At 35.3% G+C, this 26,108-nt stretch carries 39 protein-coding genes; 36 read left to right on the top strand and 3 right to left on the bottom strand.

From position 1 onward, the window contains the following. Positions 1-119: 119 nt before the first annotated feature. Positions 120-1,688 carry a ShlB/FhaC/HecB family hemolysin secretion/activation protein gene (locus P700755_RS04755; protein WP_245536003.1) on the bottom strand — a complete coding sequence of 523 codons (1,569 nt, stop codon included), beginning with the start codon at positions 1,686-1,688 and terminating at the stop codon, positions 120-122. Between the two features lie 326 nt (positions 1,689-2,014). On the opposite strand from P700755_RS04755, the gene rpsL reads away from it, so the two are divergent. The 33 genes from rpsL (at position 2,015) to carA (ending at position 20,090) form a co-directional block, all read left to right on the top strand. Continuing rightward, a complete protein-coding gene (rpsL, locus tag P700755_RS04750; RefSeq protein WP_019039484.1) occupies positions 2,015-2,389 on the top strand; it encodes a 30S ribosomal protein S12 in 375 nt (124 codons plus the stop codon). A gap of 19 nt (positions 2,390-2,408) precedes the next feature. Next, positions 2,409-2,885 (top strand): 30S ribosomal protein S7, encoded by a 477-nt coding sequence (rpsG, locus tag P700755_RS04745; RefSeq protein WP_003442717.1) that lies wholly within the window; start codon positions 2,409-2,411, stop codon positions 2,883-2,885. 3 nt (positions 2,886-2,888) lie between these two features. After that, positions 2,889-4,997, top strand: coding sequence for an elongation factor G (gene fusA / locus P700755_RS04740; protein WP_015023597.1), 2,109 nt, complete (start codon positions 2,889-2,891; stop codon positions 4,995-4,997). Positions 4,998-5,009: 12 nt separating this feature from the next. Beyond that, positions 5,010-5,315: a 30S ribosomal protein S10 gene (rpsJ, locus tag P700755_RS04735; protein ID WP_003442714.1), complete on the top strand. Its 306-nt coding sequence runs from the start codon at positions 5,010-5,012 to the stop codon at positions 5,313-5,315. A gap of 177 nt (positions 5,316-5,492) precedes the next feature. After that, a complete protein-coding gene (rplC, locus tag P700755_RS04730; protein WP_015023596.1) occupies positions 5,493-6,107 on the top strand; it encodes a 50S ribosomal protein L3 in 615 nt (204 codons plus the stop codon). Further along, positions 6,107-6,736: a 50S ribosomal protein L4 gene (gene rplD / locus P700755_RS04725; RefSeq protein ID WP_015023595.1), complete on the top strand. Its 630-nt coding sequence runs from the start codon at positions 6,107-6,109 to the stop codon at positions 6,734-6,736. The genes rplC and rplD overlap by 1 nt, the downstream gene beginning before the upstream one ends. Before the next feature lie 5 nt (positions 6,737-6,741). Further along, a complete protein-coding gene (rplW, locus tag P700755_RS04720) occupies positions 6,742-7,032 on the top strand; it encodes a 50S ribosomal protein L23 (RefSeq protein WP_015023594.1) in 291 nt (96 codons plus the stop codon). Positions 7,033-7,041: 9 nt separating this feature from the next. Further along, a complete protein-coding gene (gene rplB, locus P700755_RS04715; RefSeq protein WP_015023593.1) occupies positions 7,042-7,869 on the top strand; it encodes a 50S ribosomal protein L2 in 828 nt (275 codons plus the stop codon). A gap of 3 nt (positions 7,870-7,872) precedes the next feature. Beyond that, a complete protein-coding gene (gene rpsS, locus P700755_RS04710; RefSeq protein WP_003442697.1) occupies positions 7,873-8,151 on the top strand; it encodes a 30S ribosomal protein S19 in 279 nt (92 codons plus the stop codon). A gap of 7 nt (positions 8,152-8,158) precedes the next feature. After that, positions 8,159-8,566 carry a 50S ribosomal protein L22 gene (gene rplV, locus P700755_RS04705; RefSeq protein ID WP_015023592.1) on the top strand — a complete coding sequence of 136 codons (408 nt, stop codon included), beginning with the start codon at positions 8,159-8,161 and terminating at the stop codon, positions 8,564-8,566. Between the two features lie 7 nt (positions 8,567-8,573). Then, positions 8,574-9,284, top strand: coding sequence for a 30S ribosomal protein S3 (rpsC, locus tag P700755_RS04700; protein WP_015023591.1), 711 nt, complete (start codon positions 8,574-8,576; stop codon positions 9,282-9,284). 22 nt (positions 9,285-9,306) lie between these two features. After that, the gene (gene rplP, locus P700755_RS04695; RefSeq protein WP_015023590.1) at positions 9,307-9,726 is read left to right on the top strand and encodes a 50S ribosomal protein L16; all 420 of its coding nucleotides are present in this window, start codon (positions 9,307-9,309) and stop codon (positions 9,724-9,726) included. Between the two features lie 6 nt (positions 9,727-9,732). After that, entirely contained in the window at positions 9,733-9,924 is a 192-nt protein-coding gene (gene rpmC / locus P700755_RS04690; protein ID WP_015023589.1) for a 50S ribosomal protein L29, read from the top strand. Between the two features lie 11 nt (positions 9,925-9,935). Continuing rightward, positions 9,936-10,193 carry a 30S ribosomal protein S17 gene (gene rpsQ / locus P700755_RS04685; protein ID WP_003442683.1) on the top strand — a complete coding sequence of 86 codons (258 nt, stop codon included), beginning with the start codon at positions 9,936-9,938 and terminating at the stop codon, positions 10,191-10,193. 2 nt (positions 10,194-10,195) lie between these two features. Further along, a complete protein-coding gene (gene rplN, locus P700755_RS04680; RefSeq protein WP_003442681.1) occupies positions 10,196-10,564 on the top strand; it encodes a 50S ribosomal protein L14 in 369 nt (122 codons plus the stop codon). Positions 10,565-10,573: 9 nt separating this feature from the next. Next, on the top strand, positions 10,574-10,885 hold the full coding sequence (gene rplX / locus P700755_RS04675) for a 50S ribosomal protein L24 (protein WP_015023588.1): 312 nt from the start codon (positions 10,574-10,576) through the stop codon (positions 10,883-10,885). A 2-nt stretch (positions 10,886-10,887) separates the two neighbouring features. Further along, positions 10,888-11,439 (top strand): 50S ribosomal protein L5, encoded by a 552-nt coding sequence (rplE, locus tag P700755_RS04670; RefSeq protein ID WP_015023587.1) that lies wholly within the window; start codon positions 10,888-10,890, stop codon positions 11,437-11,439. A 2-nt stretch (positions 11,440-11,441) separates the two neighbouring features. Then, entirely contained in the window at positions 11,442-11,711 is a 270-nt protein-coding gene (gene rpsN / locus P700755_RS04665; protein WP_015023586.1) for a 30S ribosomal protein S14, read from the top strand. A gap of 22 nt (positions 11,712-11,733) precedes the next feature. Then, on the top strand, positions 11,734-12,132 hold the full coding sequence (gene rpsH / locus P700755_RS04660) for a 30S ribosomal protein S8 (protein WP_015023585.1): 399 nt from the start codon (positions 11,734-11,736) through the stop codon (positions 12,130-12,132). An 18-nt stretch (positions 12,133-12,150) separates the two neighbouring features. Then, the gene (gene rplF, locus P700755_RS04655; protein ID WP_015023584.1) at positions 12,151-12,693 is read left to right on the top strand and encodes a 50S ribosomal protein L6; all 543 of its coding nucleotides are present in this window, start codon (positions 12,151-12,153) and stop codon (positions 12,691-12,693) included. A 2-nt stretch (positions 12,694-12,695) separates the two neighbouring features. Next, positions 12,696-13,052 carry a 50S ribosomal protein L18 gene (gene rplR / locus P700755_RS04650; RefSeq protein WP_015023583.1) on the top strand — a complete coding sequence of 119 codons (357 nt, stop codon included), beginning with the start codon at positions 12,696-12,698 and terminating at the stop codon, positions 13,050-13,052. Positions 13,053-13,056: 4 nt separating this feature from the next. Then, positions 13,057-13,581 (top strand): 30S ribosomal protein S5, encoded by a 525-nt coding sequence (rpsE, locus tag P700755_RS04645; protein WP_015023582.1) that lies wholly within the window; start codon positions 13,057-13,059, stop codon positions 13,579-13,581. Between the two features lie 11 nt (positions 13,582-13,592). After that, a complete protein-coding gene (rpmD, locus tag P700755_RS04640) occupies positions 13,593-13,775 on the top strand; it encodes a 50S ribosomal protein L30 (RefSeq protein WP_015023581.1) in 183 nt (60 codons plus the stop codon). 4 nt (positions 13,776-13,779) lie between these two features. After that, positions 13,780-14,232: a 50S ribosomal protein L15 gene (rplO, locus tag P700755_RS04635; protein ID WP_015023580.1), complete on the top strand. Its 453-nt coding sequence runs from the start codon at positions 13,780-13,782 to the stop codon at positions 14,230-14,232. 11 nt (positions 14,233-14,243) lie between these two features. After that, complete coding sequence (secY, locus tag P700755_RS04630; RefSeq protein WP_015023579.1) at positions 14,244-15,584, top strand: preprotein translocase subunit SecY; 1,341 nt, start codon at positions 14,244-14,246, stop codon at positions 15,582-15,584. A 1-nt stretch (position 15,585) separates the two neighbouring features. After that, the gene (gene infA / locus P700755_RS04625; protein WP_003442661.1) at positions 15,586-15,801 is read left to right on the top strand and encodes a translation initiation factor IF-1; all 216 of its coding nucleotides are present in this window, start codon (positions 15,586-15,588) and stop codon (positions 15,799-15,801) included. 5 nt (positions 15,802-15,806) lie between these two features. Next, positions 15,807-15,923, top strand: a complete 117-nt coding sequence (gene ykgO / locus P700755_RS19080; RefSeq protein WP_003442659.1) for a type B 50S ribosomal protein L36 — start codon at positions 15,807-15,809, stop codon at positions 15,921-15,923. 2 nt (positions 15,924-15,925) lie between these two features. Further along, positions 15,926-16,300, top strand: a complete 375-nt coding sequence (gene rpsM, locus P700755_RS04620; RefSeq protein ID WP_015023578.1) for a 30S ribosomal protein S13 — start codon at positions 15,926-15,928, stop codon at positions 16,298-16,300. A gap of 9 nt (positions 16,301-16,309) precedes the next feature. Continuing rightward, a complete protein-coding gene (gene rpsK, locus P700755_RS04615) occupies positions 16,310-16,693 on the top strand; it encodes a 30S ribosomal protein S11 (protein WP_015023577.1) in 384 nt (127 codons plus the stop codon). Between the two features lie 74 nt (positions 16,694-16,767). Further along, positions 16,768-17,373, top strand: coding sequence for a 30S ribosomal protein S4 (gene rpsD / locus P700755_RS04610; protein ID WP_015023576.1), 606 nt, complete (start codon positions 16,768-16,770; stop codon positions 17,371-17,373). 21 nt (positions 17,374-17,394) lie between these two features. After that, positions 17,395-18,387 (top strand): DNA-directed RNA polymerase subunit alpha, encoded by a 993-nt coding sequence (locus tag P700755_RS04605; protein WP_015023575.1) that lies wholly within the window; start codon positions 17,395-17,397, stop codon positions 18,385-18,387. A gap of 27 nt (positions 18,388-18,414) precedes the next feature. Continuing rightward, the gene (gene rplQ, locus P700755_RS04600) at positions 18,415-18,897 is read left to right on the top strand and encodes a 50S ribosomal protein L17 (protein ID WP_015023574.1); all 483 of its coding nucleotides are present in this window, start codon (positions 18,415-18,417) and stop codon (positions 18,895-18,897) included. Positions 18,898-18,971: 74 nt separating this feature from the next. Next, positions 18,972-20,090 (top strand): glutamine-hydrolyzing carbamoyl-phosphate synthase small subunit, encoded by a 1,119-nt coding sequence (carA, locus tag P700755_RS04595; RefSeq protein WP_015023573.1) that lies wholly within the window; start codon positions 18,972-18,974, stop codon positions 20,088-20,090. A 49-nt stretch (positions 20,091-20,139) separates the two neighbouring features. On the opposite strand, the gene P700755_RS04590 is transcribed toward carA, so the two are convergent. Next, positions 20,140-20,685, bottom strand: coding sequence for a fasciclin domain-containing protein (locus P700755_RS04590; RefSeq protein ID WP_015023572.1), 546 nt, complete (start codon positions 20,683-20,685; stop codon positions 20,140-20,142). A gap of 218 nt (positions 20,686-20,903) precedes the next feature. Here P700755_RS04590 and eno point away from each other — a divergent pair, with 218 nt between their 5' ends. The 3 genes from eno (at position 20,904) to azu (ending at position 24,326) form a co-directional block, all read left to right on the top strand. Beyond that, positions 20,904-22,196, top strand: coding sequence for a phosphopyruvate hydratase (gene eno / locus P700755_RS04585; protein WP_015023571.1), 1,293 nt, complete (start codon positions 20,904-20,906; stop codon positions 22,194-22,196). Positions 22,197-22,495: 299 nt separating this feature from the next. Continuing rightward, positions 22,496-23,782 carry a citrate synthase gene (locus tag P700755_RS04580; RefSeq protein ID WP_015023570.1) on the top strand — a complete coding sequence of 429 codons (1,287 nt, stop codon included), beginning with the start codon at positions 22,496-22,498 and terminating at the stop codon, positions 23,780-23,782. A 37-nt stretch (positions 23,783-23,819) separates the two neighbouring features. After that, positions 23,820-24,326 carry an azurin gene (azu, locus tag P700755_RS04575; protein WP_015023569.1) on the top strand — a complete coding sequence of 169 codons (507 nt, stop codon included), beginning with the start codon at positions 23,820-23,822 and terminating at the stop codon, positions 24,324-24,326. Positions 24,327-24,396: 70 nt separating this feature from the next. Here the strand turns inward: azu and P700755_RS04570 are convergent, their stop codons facing one another. Then, a complete protein-coding gene (locus P700755_RS04570) occupies positions 24,397-25,890 on the bottom strand; it encodes a S10 family peptidase (protein ID WP_015023568.1) in 1,494 nt (497 codons plus the stop codon). Positions 25,891-26,108: the final 218 nt, after the last annotated feature.

Here is a 26,108-nt window from a genome sequence, read left to right as displayed (position 1 = left end):
TTTTTTGTTTATTTGAATTAGCCTACGCCAAAAATCAAAAAATAAAGTTAATCCTACAACTTATATTAGTATTATTTTAATATTGATCATGTTAAAACTTAATATCAACATAATCTTTATTAGAAAAAAGATGTGAAATTGATATGTATTCTTGTGTTAGAAAAGTTTGATTCTTGCACGTTAGATACCGAATTTGCTATGATGAGATTAAAAACCCCTGCTTTCGACTTCAGACCAATACCTGCACCGTATCCCATTATGTTTTCGTTAATATTATTGAGTTTATTTTCATAATTTCCTACATCAATCACAGTATTTGCATACAAATTTGTATCCAAAATGTATCTATATTCAGTCTGTAGGACTGCAAATCTAGAGGCTAAAAGGCTGTTTTCGGCAAATCCACGTATAGAGTTAACACCACCAAAGCGAAATAATTCATTGTTACGAAAGTCATTAGAAATTAGGATTTGGCTATTGAGATTCAGGTAGAGCCTGTTGCGATAATTGATGTTAATTTGGTGTTGGCCGTTCAAAGTCAGCTTGTACTGGTCCGTGTTATTTTTTGTTTTCCTATTTCCTAGAGAAAGATTTACATTTACATACGTATTTACCCCAAATAGCCGCCTAGGGCCTAATTTTAGAAATTCTGCACCAATCCCATAGAATGATGAGCTGTAACTCTCTATCTCTGATATCGAATTAAGGTCTTCCGATTCTAGGCTTGTCGAGTTTGTGAATTCTGCTGTGCCTTTTAAGTTGAGCTTTTCATTGAGATAATATTTTAACTCAACAGTTTGTGAGCTATTTGAAAATGCAGAGTCTCTTCTGAAGATTCTTAAGTCTGCACCAACGCTTATAGGAGAGGTAAACACAAATGGTAATTCGATATTCCCTTCAAAAGTCCGTTGTCCATCCCCATCGTTTTTATAAATCACTCCAAGGCGTTCTCCAAAATTCAGGTTATTTAAAAGCACCATGTTTAGATAGCCATTCAATTCAAAGTCGTTGCTTTCATTATTCCCAAAACCCAGAAAACCATCAAAGGTGTTGGAATTAAATTTTTCTAAATATAGGAAGAGTTCTGTAGAGTCCTTTTTAAATAAAACCTCAGTAGGTTTTTTAACAGATATAAAAGGAATGTTGTCGAGCTTTTCTGTGTTTCGTTGTATTCGTGACTCTATGAATTCAGACCCTATTTTAAGACCTGTAAAATAGGAAATATAGCTTTTTGGTAGAGATTCGTATCCCTTTATATTGACTTTGTCAATCCTCCTTTTCTGGCCCTTGTCTATCACAAGATTTGCATTTAGAGCATGATCATTTTTAAACTCCAGATCTGTTAAAAATGATTTACCAAAAGATAAGCCCTGAGTTTTCAATTTTTCAATGATAGTTTTTTGAAAGATCTGAACATCCCGGTAGGGTAAGCTAATTTCTAGATCATCAATTTTAATAGTCTTAGGAATATAATCTAAGTCCTCTTTTTTTATTTCAATATATAAGGTGTCTATTTTTTGGTTTAAACGGATAGAAGCTAGAAGTTTTTTATCGGTAATTTTTTGGTTTAACTCTAAGAAAGGATACCCAATACTTCTCAAACTATCAATTTTTAGTTTCAATTCAGTTTCAGCAGCATCGAAGGAGTCAAGTGTATACCGTTTGGAGCTTAGCAAGGAATCCTTCATGGTATTCACTTGTAAGTGTATTGTTTGGCTGTGTGAATAAAAAGTAAGACCCACAACGCATAAAAAAGTAAATAGTAGTTTTAGCATTTTGCTGCAGAGGTCTAGGTTATTTTTGTAATTGCATAGATATACAAACGATTTTTATAGGCGAAGTGTATGTCTGATTTTGCAATGTTGAATTGGATTGTTTAATAATGAGGAGCGTAAGAAATCTGAAATGTCTTAATTGCTGAAAATTAATCAATTATAATTTGTTATTTAAAATTATATATTTACATTTGCAAACCTTAAAAATAAGAGTTTTTTTAAACAATTCAAGTAAAACTATGCCAACAATTTCACAGTTAGTAAGAAAAGGAAGACGCAAGATGACTAAGAAGAGCAAATCGGCGGCTTTAGATTCTTGTCCTCAAAGACGTGGAGTTTGTACGCGAGTTTACACAACTACACCAAAAAAACCTAATTCAGCAATGCGTAAAGTTGCTCGTGTTAGATTAACAAATGGTAAGGAAGTAAACGCATACATTCCAGGTGAAGGACATAATCTACAGGAGCATTCGATAGTATTAGTTAGAGGCGGGAGAGTTAAAGATTTACCTGGTGTAAGGTATCATATTGTTCGTGGTGCTTTAGATACAGCAGGAGTAGAAGGCCGTCTGCAGCGCAGATCTAAGTATGGTGCTAAGAGACCTAAAAAATAATCAGAGTTAAAGTAAAGAAATGAGAAAAAGACAGGCCAAGAAACGTCCTATACTTCCAGATCCAAAATTTCACGATCAATTGGTAACCCGATTTGTGAATATGATGATGTGGGACGGAAAAAAATCAATTGCTTTCAAAATCTTTTATGATGCAATGGATATCATTGAAGAGAAAAAGCAGGATGATGAAAAATCCGCTTTAGAAATTTGGAAAGAAGGATTATCTAATGTAATGCCCCACGTTGAAGTAAGAAGTAGACGTGTAGGAGGTGCTACTTTTCAGATACCTTCTCAAATAAGACCAGATAGAAAAATATCTATTGCTATGAAATGGTTGATAGGTTATTCTAGAAAGCGAAATGAAAAAACTATGGCAGCTAAATTAGCTGGTGAGTCTATGGCAGCTGCGAAAGAAGAAGGTGCAGCAGTTAAAAAACGCTTAGATACACATAAAATGGCTGAAGCCAATAAAGCATTCTCACATTTTAGATTCTAAATAATGGCACAAAGAGATTTAAAATTTACTAGAAATATAGGGATTGCTGCTCACATTGACGCTGGTAAAACAACGACTACTGAGCGGATTCTATATTATACCGGTATAAGTCATAAGATAGGTGAGGTTCATGATGGCGCAGCCACTATGGATTGGATGGAGCAGGAGCAGGAAAGAGGAATTACTATTACATCTGCAGCGACACATTGTACATGGCTATATAGGGAACAAGATTATATGGTTAATATCATCGATACACCAGGTCACGTTGACTTCACGGTTGAAGTAGAGCGTTCCTTGAGAGTTTTGGATGGTGTTGTTGCTTTGTTCAGCGCAGTTGATGGTGTTGAGCCACAATCTGAAACTGTTTGGAGACAGGCTGATAAATATAAAGTACCACGTCTTGGTTTCGTTAATAAAATGGATAGACAAGGGGCAAATTTCTTTAACGTGTGTACGCAAGTTAAAGAGATGTTAGGAGGTAATCCTGTACCCCTACAAGTACCAATTGGTGACGAAATTGATTTTAAAGGCGTTGTTGACTTAATTTCTAAGAAAGCAATTATCTGGAATGAAGAGGACTTCGGTATGACTTATGAAGAAATTGATATTCCTGCTGAGTTAGAAGCTGAAGTAACAAAATATAGAACTGAACTAGTTGAAGCTGTTGCTGAGTATGACGATCAGTTGATGGAGAAGTTTTTCGAAGATGAAAGCTCAATTAGCGAAGATGAGATTATTGCTGCTTTAAGAGCTGCAACTATCGATATGTCTATCATACCCATGATGTGCGGTTCCGCTTTTAAAAATAAAGGTGTTCAGGCTATGCTTGATGCCGTAATGAGATATCTTCCATCTCCTGTAGATGTTGAAGCTATTGAAGGACACAATCCTGATACAGGTGAAGTTGAAACTAGAAAGCCTCATGTTGATTCTCCTTTTTCAGCTTTAGCATTTAAAATTGCTACAGATCCTTTCGTAGGTCGTTTAGCCTTTTTTAGAGCGTATTCAGGTAGACTAGAAGCAGGTTCATACGTATTGAATAACCGTTCCGGTAAAAAAGAACGCATTTCAAGAATGTATCAAATGCACTCCAATAAACAAGAGCCAATTGATTATATTGAAGCTGGAGATATTGGTGCCGCTGTAGGTTTTAAGGACATCAAGACTGGTGATACACTTACAAATCTTAAAAATCCACTTGTTCTGGAATCTATGTCGTTTCCAGAGCCAGTTATTGGTATAGCTGTTGAGCCTAAAACCAAAGCTGATGTTGAAAAACTAAACGTTGCTTTAGGTAAACTCGCAGAAGAAGACCCTACTTTTAAAGTGAAGACTGATGAAGTTTCAGGCCAAACAATTATATCTGGTATGGGTGAGCTTCATATTGAAATTCTTGTGGATCGTTTAAAACGTGAATTTAATGTTGAAGTTAACGAAGGTGAGCCTCAAGTTGAATATAAAGAAGCTGTAACTAAAACTGCAAACCATAGAGAAGTTTACAAAAAGCAATCTGGTGGTCGTGGTAAGTTTGCTGATATCCTTTTTGAAATGGGACCTGTTGATGAAGATTTTGAAGGTGCTGGTTTACAATTTATCGATAAAATTAAAGGAGGTAGAATTCCTAAAGAATTCGTTCCTGCTGTAGAAAAAGGATTTACGGAAGCCATGAAGAATGGTCCTCTTGCTGGATTTAGAATGGATACATTAAAAGTGACTCTTTTGGACGGATCTTTCCACCCTGTAGATTCCGATCAACTTTCTTTTGAACTTGCTGCAAAGCTTGGTTATAAGTCAGCTGCAAAAGCTTCGGGAGCTATTGTTTTAGAGCCTATTATGAAAGTAGAAGTTGTGACTCCAGAATTGAACATGGGAGATATTGTTGGGGATTTGAACCGAAGAAGAGGTCAAGTTAATGACATGTCGGACAGATCTGGTGCGAAAATTATCAAAGCTGACGTACCACTTTCTGAAATGTTTGGTTATGTGACCACTTTAAGAACTTTATCATCAGGACGCGCAACATCCACAATGGAATTTTTAAAATTTGAAGAAACACCTTCGAGTATTTCTGAGAAAGTAATCAAAAGTGCTAAAGGTTTAAACGAATAACTAGAACTTATTATGAGTCAAAAAATAAGAATTAAACTAAAATCATATGACTATAACTTAGTGGATAAGTCTGCTGAGAAAATTGTCAAGACAGTTAAGACAACTGGTGCTGTGGTTACTGGACCAATTCCATTACCTACGCAACGTAAAATCTTTACTGTATTAAGATCTCCACACGTTAACAAGAAAGCGAGAGAGCAATTTCAATTAGATTCTTTTAAGCGATTATTAGATATTTATAGCTCTTCATCAAAAACTATCGATGCTTTGATGAAGCTTGAGTTACCAAGTGGTGTAGAAGTAGAGATCAAGGTTTAATCTAAATATTGGGAAGATACTTAATGTAACTTTCCAATAACAAATCCTAAACTAGGTTTAGGGTAACATGTCCCGAGCATTTGACGAGGGAAAAACGGAGGAAAAATACATTCAGGTCGAACGTTTTTTTCGGGCCTGAATTTTTTTTAAATAAATAGTAATAATCAAAAATCAATTATGTCTGGGTTAATAGGAAAAAAAATCGGCATGACTAGCATCTTCGATGAGAATGGAAAGAATATTCCATGTACCGTTATAGAGGCTGGACCATGTGTAGTTACCCAAGTCAGAACCAACGAGGTTGACGGGTATGAAGCGCTTCAACTTGGTTTCGATGACAAATCAGACAAAAACGCCACTAAAGCAGACTTAGGTCACTTTAAGAAAGCTGGTAGTTCTGTCAAAAGAAAAGTCATTGAATTCCAGGGATTCAAAGAAGAGTATAAGTTAGGTGATCACATCACAGTAGACTTATTTAAAGAAAATGAATTTGTAGACGTAAGTGCTACATCTAAAGGTAAAGGATTCCAAGGAGTTGTAAAACGTCATGGCTTTGCAGGTTCACAACGAACACACGGCCAACAAAGTATGTTGAGAGCTCCAGGTTCTGTAGGTGCTGCCTCATATCCAGCTCGTATTTTCAAAGGAATGAAAATGGGTGGACAAATGGGAAGTCAAAAAGTAAAAGTTCAAAATCTAAGAGTGTTGAAAGTGGTTCCAGAAAAGAACTTGATCGTTATCAAGGGCTGTGTTCCTGGACATAACAACACTTATGTAACTATTCAGAAGTAATGAAAGTATCAGTATTAGATATAAAAGGAAAAGAAACAGGTAGAGAGGTCGAACTCTCCGAATCTGTTTTTGGATTGGAACCTAATGATCACGTTGTTTATCTTGATGTAAAGCAGCACTTGGCTAATAAACGCCAAGGAACGCATAAAGCAAAAGAGAGAGCGGAGATCGTTGGTAGTACAAGAAAGATCAAGAAGCAAAAAGGAACGGGTACAGCTCGTGCAGGTAGCATTAAATCTCCTATTTTTAGAGGTGGTGGTCGCGTATTTGGTCCTAGACCTAGAGATTATCATTTCAAATTAAACAAGAAGCTTAAGCGTCTTGCGAGAAAGACTGTTCTCTCCCAAAAACTTAAAAACAATCAGTTGATGATTGTTGAAGATTTTGGATTTGAAGCTCCGAAGACAAAAGAGTTTTTAAACCTTCTTGATAACCTGAACATTAGAGACAAAAAGTCTTTGATAGTCTTGGATGAGTCGAATAAAAATGTATATTTATCGTCCCGTAATTTGAAAACTGCTAAAGTTGTAAATGTTTCAGAATTAAACACTTACAATATCATGAACAGCAACTTTTTATTAATTTCCGAAAGCAGATTAGATGAATTACAAAATAATCTCAACAAATAATAGCTATGGACATCTTGGTAAAACCAATTATTACAGAGAAGGCAACAAATGAAAGCGAATTAAGAAATGCTTTTACTTTTGCTGTAAATCGTAATGCTAACAAAATCCAAATAAAGGAGGCTGTTGAGTCCGCTTATGGCGTTACGGTTGAAGGAGTGCGTACGTTGAATGTTATTCCAAAAATCAAATCTCGTTATACAAAAACGGGAATGGTGACTGGAAAAACATCCGCATACAAAAAGGCTATTATTAAAGTAGCTGAAGGAGAAACAATTGATTTGTATAGTAATCTATAAGCTTAAAACATGTCGGTTAAAAAAATAAAACCAAATACACCAGGACAGAGATTTAAGGTTGCTAATGGCTTTGATGCCATTACTGCTAGCAAGCCTGAGAAATCTTTGCTTGCCTCTCGTAAACGTTCCGGTGGTAGAAATAATCAAGGGAAAATGACTATGCGCTATATTGGTGGTGGTCATAAAAAACGTTACAGAATTATTGATTTCAAAAGAGATAAGAAAGATATCCAAGCTGAAGTCATGACTGTGGAATACGATCCTAATAGAACAGCTTTCATCGCTTTATTGAATTATGAGGATGGAGAGAAAAGATATATCGTTGCTCCCAGTGGAATTAAAGTGGGTCAGAAAATTGTTTCTGGTCTTTCTAATGTTCCTACTGAAATAGGGAATGCAATGCCACTATCTCAAATCCCTTTTGGAACCATAATTTCTTGTGTAGAATTAAGACCTGAACAAGGAGCTGTTATGGCTCGTAGTGCAGGTACTTTTGCACAATTGATGGCCAAAGATGGTAAGTACGTAACGATTAAGCTTCCTTCTGGTGAGACCAGAATGATATTGTCTGCATGTATAGCCACCGTAGGTGCTGTATCGAACAGTGATCACCAGTTAACTATATCTGGTAAAGCTGGTAGAAGTAGATGGTTGGGTAGAAGACCAAGAACAAGACCTGTTGTGATGAACCCAGTTGATCACCCAATGGGTGGAGGTGAAGGTAAGTCTTCAGGTGGTCATCCAAGATCAAGAAATGGTATTCCAGCTAAAGGATTTAAAACACGTTCTAAGACTAAGCCTAGTAATAAGCACATCATAGAACGTAAAAAGAAATAAGATATGGCACGTTCATTAAAGAAAGGACCTTTTGTCCATTATAAATTAGATAAAAAAGTTGCTCAGAACCTAGATTCAGGTAAAAAGTCTGTGATCAAAACATGGTCTAGAGCCTCCACCATTACTCCTGATTTCGTTGGTCAGACTTTTGGTGTCCACAACGGTAGACAATTTGTACCTGTTTTTATTACAGAAAACATGGTAGGTCACAAGCTTGGAGAATTTTCTCCAACTCGTACTTTTCGTGGTCATCAGGGTTCAAAGAATAAAGGAAAAAAATAATTGAACAATGGGAGTAAGAAAAAGAAATAAAGCAGAAATGCTTAAAGAGGAAAAAAGTCAACTTGCTATTGCAAAATTGAATAATTGTCCAACCTCACCCCGTAAAATGAGGTTAGTAGCCGATTTGGTTAGAGGTAAAGATGTTGCTCATGCATTGCAAATACTAAAGTTTAGTACTAAAATTGCATCAGGTAGATTAGAGAAGTTAGTTCTTTCTGCTATTGCCAACTGGCAAGCCAAAAATGAGGATGCAGATTTAGAGCAAGCTAGAGTTTTTATAAAGGAAATTAAAGTAGATAGTGGCAGTATGTTAAAACGTCTTCGCCCAGCCCCACAAGGCCGTGCACATAGAATACGTAAACGTTCAAATCATGTCACTCTTATACTAGGAGAAAAAATTAACACTGAAAGCTAGATAGACTATGGGACAAAAAACAAATCCAATCGGCAATAGACTTGGTATCATTAAAGGATGGGAGTCCAACTGGTACGGAGGTAACGATTACGGTGATAATCTTGCAGAAGATCACAAGATTAGAAAGTATATCCATGCTCGTTTAACTAAAGCTAGTGTTTCGCGCGTAATTATTGAGCGTACGCTTAAACTTGTAACCGTTACTATTACTACTGCAAGACCCGGTATTATTATTGGGAAAGGTGGTCAGGAAGTAGACAAGTTAAAAGAAGAACTCAAAAACATTACGGATAAGGAAGTCCAGGTCAACATCTTTGAGATCAAGAGACCTGAATTAGATGCCTTTCTTGTTGCTACCAGTGTGGCACGACAAGTTGAAAACAGAATTTCTTACAGAAGAGCTACAAAAATGGCAATTGCAGCAGCTATAAGAATGAATGCTGAAGGTATTAAAATTCAAGTATCTGGACGTTTAAACGGAGCAGAAATGGCTCGAGTTGAAACTTATAAAGAAGGACGTATTCCTTTGTCCACATTTAGAGCAGACATTGACTATGCATTGGTTGAATCTCACACTACTTATGGTAGATTGGGTATCAAAGTATGGATCATGAAGGGTGAAGTATATGGAAAACGTGAGTTATCTCCATTAGTTGGCCTTGCTAACAGTGACACCAAAGGAAAAGCGAGACGACCTAAAGCTCGTCGTAGAAAATAATCATTAAAGATTAATATAAGAGATGTTACAGCCTAAAAGAACAAAATTTCGTAAGCAGCAAAAGGGAAGTATGAAAGGGGTCTCACAAAGAGGTCATAGACTTTCAAATGGAACTTTTGGAATTAAATCTTTAGATTCTTCTTTTGTTACTGCAAGACAAATTGAGGCTTCACGTATCGCAGCAACTCGCTACATGAAAAGAGAAGGTTCTATCTGGATCAAGATTTTTCCAGACAAACCTATCACTAAAAAGCCTCTTGAAGTCCGTATGGGTAAAGGAAAAGGTTCTGTAGAATATTGGGCAGCTGTTGTTCAGCCTGGTCGTATTTTATTTGAAATCGGGGGTGTTCCTCATAGTGTTGCAAAAGAAGCACTAAGATTAGCAGCTCAAAAATTACCTGTTAAAACAAAATTTATAGTCGCTAGAGATTATCAAGAATAAATAAAGATGAGACAATCTGAAGTAAAAGAACTTTCGGTAGAAGAATTATATGAAGAATTAACAAATAATAAGACAAAGTTGTCCGATTTGAAAATGACTCACGTGCTTTCTCCTTTAGAAAACCCTTCTGAAATTAAAAAAGTTAGAAGATCAATTGCGAGAATCGCTACCGAAATCACAAAAAGAGAATTAGATTAATTCTACTTACAATGGAAAAAAGAAATTTAAGAAAAGAACGTATCGGTGTTGTGACAAGCAACAAAATGGATAAGTCCATTGTCGTTTCTGAAGTCAAGAAAATAAAGCATCCAATGTATGGTAAGTTCGTTTTGAAAACGAAAAAGTATGTTGTGCATGACGAAAAGAATGACTGTAACGACGGTGATACCGTAAGAATTATGGAAACCAGACCTCTCAGCAAAACAAAACGTTGGAGATTGGTTGATATAATTGAAAGAGCTAAATAACTATGGTACAACAAGAATCAAGATTAAGAGTAGCAGATAACACTGGTGCTAAGCAAGTTTTAGTTATTCGTGTCCTTGGTGGTACGAATAGGCGATATGCTTCTGTTGGCGATAAAGTTGTAGTCAGCGTTAAAGAAGCAACTCCCAATGGTAATATTAAAAAAGGTGCTGTTTCTACAGCCGTGGTTGTTAGAACAAGTAAAGAGGTAAGACGTCCAGATGGATCTTACATCCGCTTCGACGACAATGCCTGCGTTTTATTAAACCCTACAGGAGAGATGAGAGGAACACGTGTATTTGGTCCAGTTGCCAAAGAACTTCGTGAGAATCAGTTTATGAAAATTGTTTCACTTGCACCAGAGGTGCTTTAATCTATCATTATGAAAAGAAGTAGAATAAAAAAAGGTGATCAAGTAAGAGTAATTGCTGGTGATCATAAAGGACAAGAAGGTAAGATACTTGATATACTTGTTAAAAAAGAAAAGGCTATTGTTGAAGCAATCAACATGATTTCTAAACATCAAAAGCCCTCTGCAACTAATCCACAAGGTGGAATTACTAAGAAAGAAGCCCCAATCCACATGTCTAATTTATCTCTTATCACTAAAGAAGGTAAGAGTACAAGATTAGGTACTAAAGTTGAAGATGGCAAAAGGATTAGAGTTGCTAAGAAAACCAATGAAGCTATTTAATTATGAGTTACGTACCAAGATTAAAAGAAGAATATAACAGCAAAATACTTCCTGCTCTTCGTGAAGAGTTTAGTTATTCCAATCCTATGGAGGTGCCAAGACTTAAAAAAATAGTTTTAAGTAGAGGTGTTGGTGCTGCAATTGCTGATAAAAAATTGATAGATCATTCTATCGAAGAGTTTTCAACAATTACAGGTCAGAAAGCTGTTCAGACTATATCAAAAAAGGATGTTGCCTCTTTCAAATTAAGAAAGGGAATGCCTATAGGTGTTAAAGTAACTTTACGTGGATATAGAATGTATGAATTTTTGGATAGATTAATCACTTCAGCTTTACCACGAGTAAGAGATTTCAGCGGTATCAAATCAGATGGATTTGATGGAAGAGGAAATTACAACTTAGGTATTATTGAGCAAATAATCTTTCCGGAAATAAACATTGATAGAGTGAATAGAATTCAAGGGATGGATATAAGTTTTGTCACATCAGCAGATACTGATCAAGAGGCAAAATCATTATTGACTGAATTGGGATTACCATTTAAAAAGAAATAATTATGGCAAAAGAATCAATGAAAGCCCGTGAGGTGAAACGCCAGAAAACGGTTGAAAAATACGCCGAAAAAAGAAAAGCTTTGAAAGAAGCTGGAGATTTTGAAGGTTTACAAAAACTACCTAAGAATGCTTCTCCTGTGAGAATGCATAACCGATGTAAGCTTACAGGTAGACCTAAGGGATATATGAGACAATTTGGTCTTTCTCGAGTTACTTTTAGAGAAATGGCTAATCAAGGTCTTATTCCAGGGGTAAAAAAAGCAAGTTGGTAATTAATTTAAAAAGTGCAATAAAATGAATATTGATCCAGTTGCAGATTATTTAACTAGAGTTAGAAACGCAGTTTTGGCCACTCACAGAGTTGTTGAAATACCGGCTTCTAACCTAAAAAAGGAGATCACAAAAATTTTGTTCGATCAGGGATATATTTTAAGTTATAAGTTTATTGATGCCGATAATCAAGGTGTTATTAAGATAGCTTTAAAATATGATAAGTTTACAAACGATCCGGTAATCAAAAAATTACAGAGAGTGAGTAGACCTGGTTTGAGAAAGTATTCCGGTTCCGAGGAAATCCCTAGAGTCTTAAATGGCTTAGGAATTTCAATTGTATCAACTTCTAATGGAGTTATGACAGGAAGACAAGCTCAGAGAGAACATGTTGGAGGTGAAATTCTTTGTTACGTATACTAATTTAAAAAGACAAAAATTATGTCAAGAATAGGTTACAGTCCAATTAGTATTCCAGATGGTGTTACAGTCGACTTAACAGTCGATACTATAACAGTAAAGGGTAAGCTTGGTGAGTTGAAACAAACTTTCCAAGAAATTACGGTCAAGATAGAGGATAATGAAATATTTTTTGAAAGACCTTCCGATAAAAAAACACATAAAGCTAAGCATGGTCTTTATAGATCTCTAGTGTTTAATATGATAGAAGGAGTTACTAAAGGTTTTACTAAAGAATTAGAACTTGTTGGAGTTGGTTACAGAGCTACCAATCAAGGTCAAAAATTAGATATCGCCGTTGGTTTTTCTCATAACATTGTTTTAAATTTAGCGTCTGAAGTACAACTCGAAACTATTTCAGAAAAAGGTAAGAATCCAATTATAAAATTAACGTCATTTGACAAACAACTTGTTTCACAAGTCGCTGCTAAAATTCGTTCATTTAGAAGACCAGAACCTTATAAAGGAAAAGGTATTAAATATGTTGGTGAATATATAAGAAGAAAAGCAGGTAAATCAGCTTAATTATGGGATTTTCTAAAGAAAAAAGAAGACACAAGATACGCAAGCGTATAAGAAAGACTATTACTGGTACTCCAGTAAAACCAAGACTTTCCGTATTCAGAAGTAATAACGAGATCTATGCGCAATTGATTGACGATGTAAATGCAATAACAGTTGCATCTGCATCATCAAGAGATAAAGGAATTGACGTTGCTAACAAAACAAAAAGCGAAGCTTCTGTTATTGTTGGTGAGGCCATAGCCAAAAAGGCTTTGGATAAGAAGATTGATTCAATTTCTTTCGATAGGAGTGGTTATTTATACCACGGTAGAGTTAAATCATTAGCCGAAGGTGCTCGTAAGGGAGGCTTAAAATTCTAAAAATATGTATCAAGATTATAAAAACGTTGAAACTGTAAAACCTGGTGGATTAGATCTTAAAGATCGTCTAGTAGGAGTTCAACGAGTTACTAAAGTCACTAAAGGTGGTAGAGCTTTTGGATTCTCTGCTATTGTTGTAGTAGGTGATGAAAATGGAGTAGTTGGTCACGGATTGGGTAAATCCAAGGAAGTTGCTGACGCTATCTCTAAAGGTGTAGAAGATGCTAAGAAAAACTTAGTTAGAATTCCTTTACACAAATCTACTTTACCGCACGAGCAGTTAGGTAAGTATGGTGGTGCCAGAGTATTTTTATTACCAGCTTCTGCAGGTACCGGTGTTATAGCTGGTGGACCTACACGTATGGTTTTAGAAGCTGTTGGTGTTCACGATGTACTATCTAAAAACCAAGGATCTTCTAATCCTCACAATATGGTAAAGGCTACTTTTGATGCCTTACTTAAATTAAGAGGTGCAGATCAAATAGCTAAACAAAGAGGAATTACCCTCGAGAAATTATTTAATGGTTAAGATACATTATTATGGCTAGAATTAAAGTTACTAAAACCAAGAGCGCTATTAAGCGTCCAAAAAACCAAAAGCTTACATTAGAGGCTATGGGTTTAAGAAAAATTGGCCACTCTAACGAATTTGACGTATCAAGTTCTTTAATGGGAATGGTTAATAAAGTTAAACATTTAGTTTCTGTACAAGAAATAAACTAAAACTATGGAATTACATAATTTAAAACCTGCCAGAGGTTCCGTTAAAACCACTACCAAAAGACTTGGTAGAGGTCAGGCGACTGGAAACGGTGGTACTGCTGGTAGAGGACATAAAGGTGCTAAATCCCGTTCAGGTTACTCGAGAAAAATTGGATTTGAAGGTGGTCAAATGCCACTTCAAAGACGAGTTCCTAAATTCGGATTTACAAATCCTAATAGAGTAGAATATCAAACCATTAATTTGGATCGTCTTCAAGAACTTGTGGATCATAAATTGATTACAGATTCTATTGATTTTGATATTTTACACAGCATGGATCAAGTCAATAAAAACCTTCCCCTTAAAGTTTTAGGTAGAGGTGAATTGAAAGCTAAATTGAAAGTTTCTGCTCACAAATTTTCCGCTTCTGCAAAATTAGCAATTGAAGCAGCTGGAGGAGAAGCTATCACTACTTAACTAACTACCATATGAAGTTTTTTGAAACATTAAAGAATATCTGGAAAATTGAGGAGTTGAAGAATAGAATTCTTCTTACTCTTGGTTTGTTATTGGTGTATAGATTTGGTGCACAAATTGTTTTGCCTGGGATCGATGCAGCTCAGTTAGCTAGTCTTTCTAACCAGACAGACGGTGGTATTTTGGGTTTATTAAATGCTTTTACAGGTGGTGCTTTTTCTAACGCTTCAGTTTTTGCTTTAGGAATTATGCCATATATCTCTGCGTCTATTGTAGTCCAGTTGATGACTATAGCTATTCCGTATCTTCAAAAATTACAGAAGGAAGGCGATAGTGGTAGAAAGAAAATTACTCAGATCACGCGTTGGTTAACCATTGCTATCACATTGGTGCAAGGACCTGGATATATTATTAATTTATATAATATACTTCCTTCCTCCGCCTTCTTAATGGATAGTACTTTCACCTTCGTGGTATCCTCTGTTATAATTCTTACTACAGGTTGTATTTTTGCAATGTGGTTAGGTGAGAAAATTACAGATAAAGGTATTGGTAATGGAATTTCACTTTTAATTATGGTTGGTATTATTGCAACCTTACCTCAAGCTTTTATTCAAGAATTTATATCTAGAGTTACTGAATCTAATGGTGGTTTAATCTTAATACTAATTGAATTGGTTATTTGGTTCGTTATCATCTTAGCAGCCGTGATGTTAGTAAGAGCGGTAAGACAAATTCCTGTTCAATATGCAAGGAAGAACGCTTCAGGTAAATTTGAAAAGGCTTCAGTTGGAGGTGCTAGACAATTTATACCCCTTAGGCTTAATGCTTCAGGAGTAATGCCTATTATATTTGCTCAGGCTATTATGTTTATTCCAGCAGCTGTTGCAGGTCTTTCAGATTCTGAAATGGCCCAAGGTATTACAGCAGCATTCCAAAATATGTTTGGATTCTGGTATAGCTTAGTGTTTGGAATCTTAATTATTGTGTTTACTTATTTCTATACGGCAATAACGGTTCCTACCAATAAAATGGCTGATGATCTAAAGCGTAGTGGTGGTTTTATTCCAGGCATTCGTCCTGGATCAGAAACGTCTGAATATTTAGATAGAGTAATGTCTCAAATCACATTACCTGGATCTATATTTTTAGCCCTTATTGCAGTTTTTCCTGCAGTAATTGTTTCATTACTTAATGTACAGCAAGGATGGGGTTTATTCTTTGGTGGAACTTCATTATTGATTATGGTAGGAGTTGCAATCGATACTATACAACAAGTAAACTCATACCTTTTGAATAGACATTACGATGGATTAATGAAATCTGGTAAAAATAGAAAAGCAGTCGCATAATATGGCAAAACAACCCTCAATAGAACAAGACGGTACAATTATAGAAGCACTGTCTAATGCGATGTTTCGTGTGGAACTTGAAAATGAGCATATTGTTACTGCTCACATATCTGGTAAAATGAGAATGCATTACATAAAATTATTACCTGGCGATAAAGTAAAATTAGAAATGAGTCCTTACGATTTAACTAAGGCTCGAATAACTTACAGATACTAAATATTATGAAAGTTAGAGCATCAATAAAGAAAAGAAGTTCTGATTGTAAGATAGTTCGTAGAAAAGGACGTCTTTATGTCATCAATAAGAAAAATCCTAAATTCAAACAAAGACAAGGTTAATTATGGCTAGAATTGCAGGTGTAGATATACCAAAACAAAAAAGAGGAGTTATAGCTTTAACCTATATCTTCGGAATCGGTAACAGTAGAGCTAAGAAAGTTCTCAAAGAAGCCGGTGTAGACGAAAGTATCAAAGTTTCAGATTGGAATGATGATCAAATCGGTAAGATTAGAGATGAAGTCGGTAAAAATACTATCGAAGGAGAATTGAGATCTCAAGTTCAAATTCACATCAAAAGATTGATGGATATTGGATGTTATAGAGGTATTAGACATAGATCTGGTTTACCATTAAGAGGTCAAAGAACCAAAAACAACTCTCGTACAAGAAAAGGACGAAGAAAAACAGTTGCTAATAAGAAAAAAGTAACTAAATAATAATTAACAATGGCAAAATCATCAACAAAAAAGCGTAAAGTAATTGTAGATGCATATGGCGAAGCTCATATTTCTGCCTCTTTCAATAACATCATCGTTTCGTTAACCAACAAAAAGGGCGATGTTATTTCATGGTCATCTTCTGGTAAGATGGGCTTTAGAGGTAGTAAAAAGAATACCCCTTATGCTGCACAATTATCTGCTGAAGATGCGAGTAAAGTTGCTCACGAAGCTGGTTTACGTAAAGTAAAAGTTTATGTAAAAGGTCCTGGTAACGGAAGAGAATCCGCCATCAGATCTTTACATAACTCAGGTATAGAAGTTACTGAAATTATTGATGTAACTCCAATACCACATAATGGTTGTAGACCACCAAAACGAAGAAGAGTCTAATTATATAAATCAATTGATACTATTATCGAAGGATAAGACCTTAATTCATAATAGAGTAAATTAAATACAAGACAATGGCAAGATATACCGGTCCCAAAACTAAAATAGCTAGAAAATTTGGCGAATCCATTTTTGGTGACGACAAATCTTTCGAAAAAAGAAATTATCCTCCTGGCCAACATGGTAACAACAGGAGAAGAGGTAAAAAATCTGAGTATGCAGTGCAACTCATGGAAAAGCAAAAGGCTAAATATACCTACGGTATTTTAGAAAAGCAATTCCGTAATATGTTTAGTAAAGCGAATAGATCCACTGGTATTACAGGTGAGATATTATTGCAGTTATGTGAATCTAGACTTGATAACGTTACTTATAGACTAGGGATTGCACCTACAAGAAGTGGTGCTAGACAACTAGTTTCCCACAAACATATTACTGTAAATGGTCAGTTAGTAAACATTCCTTCTTACCAAATTAAACCAAATGATGTTGTTAGTATTAGAGAAAAATCTAAATCACTTAACGTGGTTCAAGAGTCTTTATCCAACAATAAATCTGTTAACGAATGGATGACTTGGAATAGTGAGAAAATGCAAGGGACTTTTGTAAAAGTTCCAGAAAGATCACAGATTCCAGAAAAAATTAATGAGCAATTCATCGTTGAATTATACTCTAAATAATAACTGACAACACTCACATTTATGGCATTATTTAATTTTCAGAAGCCCGATAAAGTTATCATGATAGATTCGACTGATTTTGAGGGGACTTTCGAGTTTAGACCCTTAGAACCAGGTTATGGTCTAACTGTCGGTAACGCTCTTCGTAGAGTTTTGTTATCATCCCTTGAAGGATTCGCTATCACTTCAGTACGAATTGAAGGTGTTGATCACGAGTTTTCAACAATAGAAGGTGTCGTCGAAGACGTTACCGAAATGATATTGAACCTTAAACAAATCAGATTTAAGAAAAGAGCTGAAGATGTAGACAACGAAACGGTTTCTATCTCTTTTTCCGGTAATGATAAAATGACTGCAGGTGACTTTCAGAAGTACCTTACAGGCTTTGATATCTTAAACCCAGATCTTGAAATTTGTACTATGGACAAGAAAGTTTCTCTTAACCTTGAGCTTACTGTTCAAAAGGGTAGGGGATATGTTCCTGCTGAAGAAAACAAAACTTCAAAAGCTCCTATTGGAACCATTTTTACAGATTCTGTTTTTACACCTATTAAAAATGTAAAATATAGTATTGAAAACTTTAGGGTTGAACAAAAAACTGATTATGAGAAATTAATTTTCGAAATTATCAGTGATGGTTCTATCCATCCAAAAGATGCTCTTACTGAAGCTGCGAAAACACTGATTCATCACTTTATGCTTTTCTCTGATGAGCGTATTACACTTGAAACAGAAGAAATGTCACAAGCTGAGACTTATGATGAAGAATCTCTTCACATGAGACAATTACTCAAAACTAAACTTGTAGATCTTGATTTATCTGTTCGTGCTTTGAATTGTTTAAAAGCCGCAGAAGTTGAGACTTTAGGCGATTTGGTTTCTCATAACAAAAGTGACTTGATGAAGTTTAGAAACTTCGGTAAAAAATCACTTACTGAGCTAGAAGAACTTGTAGAAAATAAAGGACTTGACTTCGGTATGGACCTTTCTAAATATAAACTTGACAAAGACTAAATTTGTTAAGTACAAAATACATTAATCATGAGACATAGAAAGAAATTAAATCACTTAGGGAGAACATCCTCACATAGGAAAGCTATGCTTTCAAACATGGCTTGTTCCCTAATTGAGCATAAAAGAATAAACACTACTGTTGCTAAAGCTAAAGCTCTAAGACAATATGTAGAACCATTAGTTACCAAATCTAAAACTGATACTACCCATAACCGTCGTTTGGTTTTTTCCAAATTGAAGGATAAATACATGGTAGCTGAACTTTTTAGAGAAGTAGCGCCTAAGGTTGGAGAAAGACCTGGAGGTTATACTCGTATCATCAAACTTGGTAACAGACTTGGTGATGCTGCAGAAATGGCAATGATTGAGCTTGTAGACTTTAACGAGGTATATACACCTGGTAAGAAACAAGCTAAGAAGAAATCTACTAGACGTTCTGGTAAAAAAGGAAAAGAAGAGAATCAAGTAGAAACTACTGATAATTCAGATTCTAAAACAGATGAGGCCTAATAACTTCAGCATTTTTTTGTAAAATCAAAGGGATAAACTTTCATTAGTTTATCCCTTTTTTTAAATCTATACATATGAAATACAACTTAAAAAGTCCTGCAGTTATTTTACTAGCTGATGGAACAGTATTTAAAGGTCAATCTTCAGTAAAGTTTGATTCCAATAGATCGGGTGAGATCTGTTTTAATACTGGAATGACAGGCTATCAAGAAATATTTACAGATCCCTCTTATTTTGGACAAATCATGGTGACCACAAATGCCCATATTGGTAATTATGGGGTAAACGTCGACGAAAGTGAATCTGATGGTGTTAAGATTTCTGGCTTGGTTTGTAAGAATTTTTCATTCGCGCCTTCCCGAGTTAATTCTGACTCTAGTTTAGAAGAATTTTTAGGTGAAGCAGATCTCCCAGTTGTTTTTGATGTAGATACAAGAGCATTGGTCTCACACATCAGAACGCATGGTGCAATGAATGCTATCATTTCTTCCGACGTCGAAAATTTGGAGGTTCTTAAAGCCGAATTAGCAAACCATCCTTCTATGAAAGGTTTAGAACTTGCTTCTTCAGTATCTACAAAAACAGGATATACGTTAGGCGATAAATTATCTGATTTTAGAGTCGCTGTCTTAGATTTAGGGGTGAAGAAAAATATTTTAAGGCGTCTTGAAGCTAGAGGGGCATACATAAAGGTTTTTCCTTACAACTCCACTTACGAGGAGTTGATCGAATGGAATCCTAAAGGTATATTACTTTCTAACGGTCCCGGTGATCCAGAACCTTTAACTTCTGCTATCAACTTAGCTAAGAAATGCATCAGTAATGCCATTCCTACCTTTGGTATTTGTCTTGGGCATCAAGTTATTGCCCTGTCTGTTGGAATACCAACCCTTAAAATGCATAATGGTCATAGAGGGATAAATCATCCCGTTCTCAACTTAGTTTCTGGTAAGAGCGAGGTTACTTCTCAAAATCATGGATTTACGATAGACAAGAAGTCTACAGAGTTCAATGACAAAGTTGAAATTTCACATATGCATTTAAATGATCATTCTATAGCCGGTATCAAAGTGAAGGGCAAGCCTTGTTTTTCTGTACAGTATCACCCAGAAGCTGGTCCCGGTCCTAATGATGCTAGCTATTTGTTTGACGAATTTTTTGTAATGATGTCTTCTGAACATGTTTCAGTATAAAAAAAGTGGGCCATCTGGCCCACTTTTTATCTTAAAGGTAATGAATTAATTATGGTAAAAGTACTGTGTCTATAACGTGGATAACACCGTTAGATTGATCTAAATCCACAATTGTTACCGTAGCGACGTTTCCTTTAGAATCTTTAATTTTTACGCTTTTACCGTCAAGCATCGCAGTAATCATACCGCCATTTACAGTTTTAAGCTCCACTTTCCCTTCGCCTTTTTTAATTGCAGCAACAACATCGCTTGCGCTAAATTTGCCAGCGATAACGTGGTAGGTCAAAACTGCTTGTAATTGTTTTATATTTTCTGGTTTTAGCAAAGTTTCTACCGTTCCTTCAGGTAAATTTCCAAAAGCAGTATTAGTAGGTGCAAATACAGTAAAAGGCCCATCACTTGATAGAGTTTCAACAAGATCCGCAGCTTTAATAGCAGCTACTAAAGTAGTGTGAACTTCAGAATCTACGGCAGTTTCTACAATGTTTTTTGAAGGAGACATCTCTGTACTCACTTCCATTTTAGTCTGACCGTAACTCAGTGTTGTCATAATAACACTCATTACCAATACCAATTGAATTTTCAAATTTTTCATAGTTTTCTATTTTATTATTTCTTAAATATACAGAGGCTCGCCTCGTGCAGTTTTAAATAGTAATAACTTTAACGTGATCTTTAGTAAGATTGATTTAAATATGTTTCTTAAATTATATTTAACTCTAACGTTGTAGCTGGCTATCATTCAAATAAGAATCAACTTTTCAAATAATTTAGTGATTATTTCTTAAATTGCGATAAACAAATAAATAAATTATGAGCGCTATTTTAGACATACATGCAAGGCAAATATTCGATTCTAGAGGGAATCCAGCTTTAGAGGTAGATGTAATCACTGAAACTGGCACCTTGGGGAGGTTTGCCGTTCCATCTGGAGCATCAACTGGAGTTCATGAAGCCGTGGAGTTAAGAGACGGTGGCAAAGATTACATGGGTAAAGGGGTGTCGAAAGCCATAGAAAATGTAAATACAACAATCGCAGATCGATTATTAGGGATTTCAGTATTTGAACAATCTGAAATTGATCAAATCATGATTGATTTAGACGGTACGGATAATAAATCAAAACTTGGAGCTAATGCAATTTTAGGAGTATCTCTTGCTGCAGCTAAGGCTGCTGCAAATGAATTGAATTTGCCTCTTTATAGATATATAGGTGGTGTTTCTACAAATACTCTCCCCGTTCCAATGATGAATATTATTAATGGGGGTTCACATAGTGACGCTCCTATTGCTTTTCAAGAATTTATGGTCATGCCCGTAAAAGCAGAGAGTTTTACTCATGCCCTAAAGATGGGGACCGAAATTTTTCATCACCTTAAAAAAGTTTTAAAAGACAGAAACTTAAGTACAGCTGTTGGTGATGAAGGTGGTTTTGCTCCAAAATTAGAAGGAACAGAGGATGCTCTTGACTCCATTAAACTAGCTGTTGAAAATGCAGGCTACAAATTCGGAGATGAAGTCATGATTGCTTTAGATTGTGCGGCAGCTGAATTTTATGAAGACGGAAAATATAACTATAAGAAGTTTGAAGGAGACTCCGCTAAAGTAATGACTTCCGAAGAGCAGGCTAGTTACTTAACTGAACTATCAGAAAATTATCCTATTATTTCTATAGAAGATGGAATGGATGAGGACGATTGGGAAGGTTGGAAAATTTTAACCGAAAAGATTGGTAAAAAAGTACAACTGGTCGGCGATGATTTATTTGTGACTAACGTTCAACGTTTAAAGAAAGGTATTGAAAACAACATAGCAAACTCAATTCTTATCAAAGTAAATCAAATAGGAACCTTAACAGAGACTATTGCCGCAGTTAATATGGCTCATAATGCTGGTTATACGTCGGTTATGTCTCACAGATCGGGTGAAACAGAAGACAATACTATAGCAGATTTAGCTGTAGCCTTGTCCACAGGGCAAATCAAAACAGGATCTGCGTCTAGAAGTGACAGGATGGCAAAATATAATCAACTTATTAGAATAGAAGAGGAGTTAGGGGATAATGCTTATTTCCCACAACTCAATGCGTTCAAGATTCAAATATAATGACAAGTCTAAATTATCCCTTTTGAATTTTTTTCTAAAATAACCAAACCTGTTAAAAAGGGTTTGGTTATTTTTTTTAAGGCAAACTGGTTCTTTATATTATAAAAGCTAAATTAGTATTTCTACATCCGTCAATATTTTAGTAATTTGAAGATAAAATAAGACTCTTTTACACTTTCAGGAATCAAAATTGAATATGTTCAATATTATCTTCAATAGCTTCACATATATTTAATAAACCAAATTTTGTAATCGCATCTTTATACCTTAATTTGCATACTGAATTAAACAATTATAAAATGTCAGATAAAGCGGAATTAATTTTAGATGGAAAAAAAATTGAGCTTCCAATAGTTACGGGTAGTGAAAATGAAAAGGCCATAGATATAAGCTCTTTAAGAGCCTCTACAGGCTACATTACACTAGATCGTGGTTTTAAGAATACGGGGTCAACCTCTAGCAGTATTACTTTTTTAGATGGTGAAAAAGGGATATTAAGATACAGAGGTTACTCCATTGAAGATTTAGCAGAGAATGCAAGTTTTTTAGAAGTTTCTTACCTATTAATTTATGGTGAATTACCAGACAAAACTGCACTGGAATCTTATAAAAAAGAGATTACATACCATACCTTAATTCACGAGGATATTAAAAACATAATTGATGGTTTCCCATCCAACTCCCATCCAATGGGTGTACTATGTTCTCTGGTGTCTTCATTAACCGCATTTTATCCTGAATCTTTAGATCCAAACAGATCTGCAAATGAAGTAGACCAAACTGTCAAAAGGCTTATAGCTAAGATGCCTACTATGGCTGCTTGGGCATATAAGAATAAGGTAGGTCATAGGGCAAATTATCCTGACAATAGTTTAGATTATTGTTCGAATTTCTTAAAAATGATGTTCGCAGTTCCTTCAGAAGAATATGAGGTAGATCCTGTTATAGCTAATGCGCTTGATAAATTACTAATACTTCACGCAGACCATGAGCAAAATTGCTCAACTGCCACGGTAAGAGTAGTTGGATCTTCACACGCAAGTTTATATGCTTCAATTTCAGCTGGTATAAGTGCATTGTGGGGACCACTCCATGGAGGAGCTAACCAAGCTGTTATAGAAATGCTGGAAGCCATTCAAGCAGATGGTGGTGATGTACAAAAGTACATGGCAAAGGCTAAAGATAAAGATGATCCATTTCGACTAATGGGATTTGGACATAGAGTTTACAAAAATTTCGATCCTAGAGCAAAAATTATTAAGAAAGCTGCTGATGAAGTTTTAGCTAAATTAGGTATTGATGATCCCATTTTGGAAATAGCTAAAGGCTTAGAGGAAGTAGCTCTAAATGATGAATATTTCATTGAAAGAAAACTTTACCCTAATGTTGATTTTTATTCAGGAATTATCTATAGAGCGATTGGAATTCCAACTTCTATGTTTACCGTGATGTTTGCACTAGGAAGACTTCCAGGATGGATTGCACAATGGAAAGAAATGCGTCTGCAAAATGAGCCTATCGGAAGACCAAGGCAAGTTTATACAGGTGAGGTTAAACGTGAGTTTAAAACAATAGAAGAAAGATAAGTCAAATTAAAATAATTAATAGGATAAAATAAATCAAATGAAAAAAACACTTGCTTTACTTTTTTTATCTACTAGCCTTTTAATAGGATGTGGAGGGGAAAGTAAAAAATCAGAGGAAAAACAAAGTATCAAGATCAACTCCAGTTCTAATGAAAAGGTAAAAGAGGAAGGGATATCTGAAGTTTATCTATCTGGTAGTGATCAAATGAAATATAATAAAAGCCAAATTACGGTTACAGCTGGTGATGAAGTTGTGTTAACGTTCGAACATGCAGGGAAACTGCCAAAAGAAGTTATGGGACACAATTTTGTTTTGTTAAAAAAAGGAACAAATGTTCAAGAGTTTGGACAAGAAGCTTTAGAATATAAAGACAATGATTACATACCTGAAGACAGTGATGTTATTATTGTTCATACTGAAATGCTAGGTGGTGGTCAAAAGACTACAATTACATTTCAAGCGCCTGAAAAAGGAGATTACGATTTTATATGTAGTTTCCCTGGTCACGTTGCTTTAATGAATGGTATTTTTACTGTAGAGTAATTAATAACTTAGTTTAACTAAAAAAGCCTGTTTGTAATTACAAACAGGCTTTTTTATGTTTTAACAACATCTAATACTTAATTGGAGAATTAGCTTTTGGTAAACTGGTCTTTATGAATTCTCTAATGTCATTGTTAGCCGTTTCTAAATCTTCTTTTCTAAGGTACATCATATGTCCACTCTCATAGGTTTTGAAATGTAACCTGTCTTTCATTTTTCCACTTGCATCTATATGCCACATGGTATACTTTGCATTAAAATAAGTAGTAGCCCCATCGAACAAACCAGATTGAATCATGACCTCCATACTAGGGTTTTGAGCCATAGCTTGTCTTAACTCTTTGCCTGTGTTATTGTCCTGAGTTCTGTCCCAAGGATAGACATTGCCAAACATGTTGTATTTTAAATCGGTCTTATAGTTAAGTTCATTTTTAAGGTAATCATTTATCGCAGGGGTAAATGACTGTAACCATGCCGTTAATTCAGCATTGTAATCTGGTCGAGTTCCCGCTTCTTTGCCGTCGAGACCCAAGTACCTTGAATCTAAACGTCCAACCGTATAGCCGTCGTCAATTTTCAAAGTTTTCCAAAACGTATTAAAGGGTAATTCTAAATTGTTTTGAAGAAAGACTTTTTCATCTATGCTTGAATAATAGGACATTTTTTCTACTATAGTTTTCTTTTTTTCAGAATCTAAGAACCCGCCCATTGTAAGGGCTGGTATAAGTTCTTGAATAGTGAACCTTTCTACTTCATCAAGTGCTTCTAAAATAGGTTTGTCTTGTAATTCAGGACTCAGCTTATCGTGGTACCAAGCTGCTGCAGTAAAATAAGGCAACCTATTGGCGATCTCAATAGGGCCATCCCTTTCTATCCCCAATTCTGTAGGAGAAACCAAAATGACTCCGTTGATATACATCCAATGAGAATTTTGAAGCCTATTGGCTAATCCTGCTACCCTTGTTGTACCATAACTTTCACCGATTAAATATTTTGGTGCAAGCCATTTGTCTTTTCTGCTTACAAAAGTGTTGATCCATTCTGCCAAATACTCCACATCGGCATTAACTCCGAAAAATTTTGACTTATCGAAATTGCCTTTCTCGTCTAGCACAGGTCTTGAATATCCTGTATTTACTGGGTTGACGTATACTATGTCTGCAACATCCAAAATACTGTAAGGGTTTTCCTTATACCCATAAGGTTGAACAGGAAAGCCTTCATCACTTATGTTCAGAACTCTTGGACCTGTATATGCAAGATGCATCCAGACAGAAGCTGAGCCTGGGCCACCGTTAAATGAAATAACCAGTGGTCTTTCTTTAGAAGTCTCATTTTTTTTCTGATTGGAAACTTTATAATACGTGTATTGAAGTCCTGCAATAGGTTTTCCTTGTTGGTCCCAAACGGGTTGCATCCCTGTTTCTGCAGTGTAATTAATTTGTTTACTATTTATAGTTACTTCATGGTTGGTAACGACAGTTTCATCTAGATTAAATTCAACAGACTGAGAGTAGATTAGAGAAGTCACAAAAATAGTAAGTAATGCCAAAAAATATTTCATAATTTTAATTTTAGCCCTAATATAATTAAGCTTTTCAAATTCTTGATACTTATTATTCTCATTTTTTGTTTTACCACTTCTAATTCTCTTATAATACCAAATTATATTTATAATGCCGTATGAATAAATTGAATTATACTGCGACTTAGCTCAGCACAGGTTTTTTGATTGATTGAATTTAAAAATAAATCGCACGCGAAAAAAGAAACTGATTTTAT

It is taken from the genome of Psychroflexus torquis ATCC 700755, assembly GCF_000153485.2.
Lineage (GTDB): Bacteria > Bacteroidota > Bacteroidia > Flavobacteriales > Flavobacteriaceae > Psychroflexus > Psychroflexus torquis.
Note: the sequence above shows the minus strand (reverse complement) of the source record. Positions and strands in the feature narration are given on the sequence as shown.

Excerpts from the sequence above, each read along its gene's own strand:
- P700755_RS04590 (WP_015023572.1), bottom strand. The coding sequence starts at position 20,685 with ATGAAAAATTTGAAAATTCAATTGGTATTGGTAATGAGTGTTATTATG.
- rplC (WP_015023596.1), top strand. The coding sequence starts at position 5,493 with ATGTCTGGGTTAATAGGAAAAAAAATCGGCATGACTAGCATCTTCGAT.
- rpsL (WP_019039484.1), top strand. The coding sequence starts at position 2,015 with ATGCCAACAATTTCACAGTTAGTAAGAAAAGGAAGACGCAAGATGACT.
- P700755_RS04755 (WP_245536003.1), bottom strand. The coding sequence starts at position 1,688 with ATGAAGGATTCCTTGCTAAGCTCCAAACGGTATACACTTGACTCCTTC.
- rpsE (WP_015023582.1), top strand. The coding sequence starts at position 13,057 with ATGTATCAAGATTATAAAAACGTTGAAACTGTAAAACCTGGTGGATTA.
- rpsK (WP_015023577.1), top strand. The coding sequence starts at position 16,310 with ATGGCAAAATCATCAACAAAAAAGCGTAAAGTAATTGTAGATGCATAT.
- rpsS (WP_003442697.1), top strand. The coding sequence starts at position 7,873 with ATGGCACGTTCATTAAAGAAAGGACCTTTTGTCCATTATAAATTAGAT.
- rpsJ (WP_003442714.1), top strand. The coding sequence starts at position 5,010 with ATGAGTCAAAAAATAAGAATTAAACTAAAATCATATGACTATAACTTA.
- rplF (WP_015023584.1), top strand. The coding sequence starts at position 12,151 with ATGTCAAGAATAGGTTACAGTCCAATTAGTATTCCAGATGGTGTTACA.
- rplP (WP_015023590.1), top strand. The coding sequence starts at position 9,307 with ATGTTACAGCCTAAAAGAACAAAATTTCGTAAGCAGCAAAAGGGAAGT.
- fusA (WP_015023597.1), top strand. The coding sequence starts at position 2,889 with ATGGCACAAAGAGATTTAAAATTTACTAGAAATATAGGGATTGCTGCT.
- rpsH (WP_015023585.1), top strand. The coding sequence starts at position 11,734 with ATGAATATTGATCCAGTTGCAGATTATTTAACTAGAGTTAGAAACGCA.
- secY (WP_015023579.1), top strand. The coding sequence starts at position 14,244 with ATGAAGTTTTTTGAAACATTAAAGAATATCTGGAAAATTGAGGAGTTG.
- rplD (WP_015023595.1), top strand. The coding sequence starts at position 6,107 with ATGAAAGTATCAGTATTAGATATAAAAGGAAAAGAAACAGGTAGAGAG.
- rpmD (WP_015023581.1), top strand. The coding sequence starts at position 13,593 with ATGGCTAGAATTAAAGTTACTAAAACCAAGAGCGCTATTAAGCGTCCA.
- rpmC (WP_015023589.1), top strand. The coding sequence starts at position 9,733 with ATGAGACAATCTGAAGTAAAAGAACTTTCGGTAGAAGAATTATATGAA.
- rplQ (WP_015023574.1), top strand. The coding sequence starts at position 18,415 with ATGAGACATAGAAAGAAATTAAATCACTTAGGGAGAACATCCTCACAT.
- rplE (WP_015023587.1), top strand. The coding sequence starts at position 10,888 with ATGAGTTACGTACCAAGATTAAAAGAAGAATATAACAGCAAAATACTT.
- rplO (WP_015023580.1), top strand. The coding sequence starts at position 13,780 with ATGGAATTACATAATTTAAAACCTGCCAGAGGTTCCGTTAAAACCACT.
- rplX (WP_015023588.1), top strand. The coding sequence starts at position 10,574 with ATGAAAAGAAGTAGAATAAAAAAAGGTGATCAAGTAAGAGTAATTGCT.
- rpsM (WP_015023578.1), top strand. The coding sequence starts at position 15,926 with ATGGCTAGAATTGCAGGTGTAGATATACCAAAACAAAAAAGAGGAGTT.
- P700755_RS04580 (WP_015023570.1), top strand. The coding sequence starts at position 22,496 with ATGTCAGATAAAGCGGAATTAATTTTAGATGGAAAAAAAATTGAGCTT.
- rpsQ (WP_003442683.1), top strand. The coding sequence starts at position 9,936 with ATGGAAAAAAGAAATTTAAGAAAAGAACGTATCGGTGTTGTGACAAGC.
- rpsG (WP_003442717.1), top strand. The coding sequence starts at position 2,409 with ATGAGAAAAAGACAGGCCAAGAAACGTCCTATACTTCCAGATCCAAAA.
- rpsN (WP_015023586.1), top strand. The coding sequence starts at position 11,442 with ATGGCAAAAGAATCAATGAAAGCCCGTGAGGTGAAACGCCAGAAAACG.
- eno (WP_015023571.1), top strand. The coding sequence starts at position 20,904 with ATGAGCGCTATTTTAGACATACATGCAAGGCAAATATTCGATTCTAGA.
- P700755_RS04570 (WP_015023568.1), bottom strand. The coding sequence starts at position 25,890 with ATGAAATATTTTTTGGCATTACTTACTATTTTTGTGACTTCTCTAATC.
- ykgO (WP_003442659.1), top strand. The coding sequence starts at position 15,807 with ATGAAAGTTAGAGCATCAATAAAGAAAAGAAGTTCTGATTGTAAGATA.
- rplR (WP_015023583.1), top strand. The coding sequence starts at position 12,696 with ATGGGATTTTCTAAAGAAAAAAGAAGACACAAGATACGCAAGCGTATA.
- rplN (WP_003442681.1), top strand. The coding sequence starts at position 10,196 with ATGGTACAACAAGAATCAAGATTAAGAGTAGCAGATAACACTGGTGCT.
- rpsC (WP_015023591.1), top strand. The coding sequence starts at position 8,574 with ATGGGACAAAAAACAAATCCAATCGGCAATAGACTTGGTATCATTAAA.
- azu (WP_015023569.1), top strand. The coding sequence starts at position 23,820 with ATGAAAAAAACACTTGCTTTACTTTTTTTATCTACTAGCCTTTTAATA.
- rplB (WP_015023593.1), top strand. The coding sequence starts at position 7,042 with ATGTCGGTTAAAAAAATAAAACCAAATACACCAGGACAGAGATTTAAG.
- rplV (WP_015023592.1), top strand. The coding sequence starts at position 8,159 with ATGGGAGTAAGAAAAAGAAATAAAGCAGAAATGCTTAAAGAGGAAAAA.
- P700755_RS04605 (WP_015023575.1), top strand. The coding sequence starts at position 17,395 with ATGGCATTATTTAATTTTCAGAAGCCCGATAAAGTTATCATGATAGAT.
- carA (WP_015023573.1), top strand. The coding sequence starts at position 18,972 with ATGAAATACAACTTAAAAAGTCCTGCAGTTATTTTACTAGCTGATGGA.
- rplW (WP_015023594.1), top strand. The coding sequence starts at position 6,742 with ATGGACATCTTGGTAAAACCAATTATTACAGAGAAGGCAACAAATGAA.
- infA (WP_003442661.1), top strand. The coding sequence starts at position 15,586 with ATGGCAAAACAACCCTCAATAGAACAAGACGGTACAATTATAGAAGCA.
- rpsD (WP_015023576.1), top strand. The coding sequence starts at position 16,768 with ATGGCAAGATATACCGGTCCCAAAACTAAAATAGCTAGAAAATTTGGC.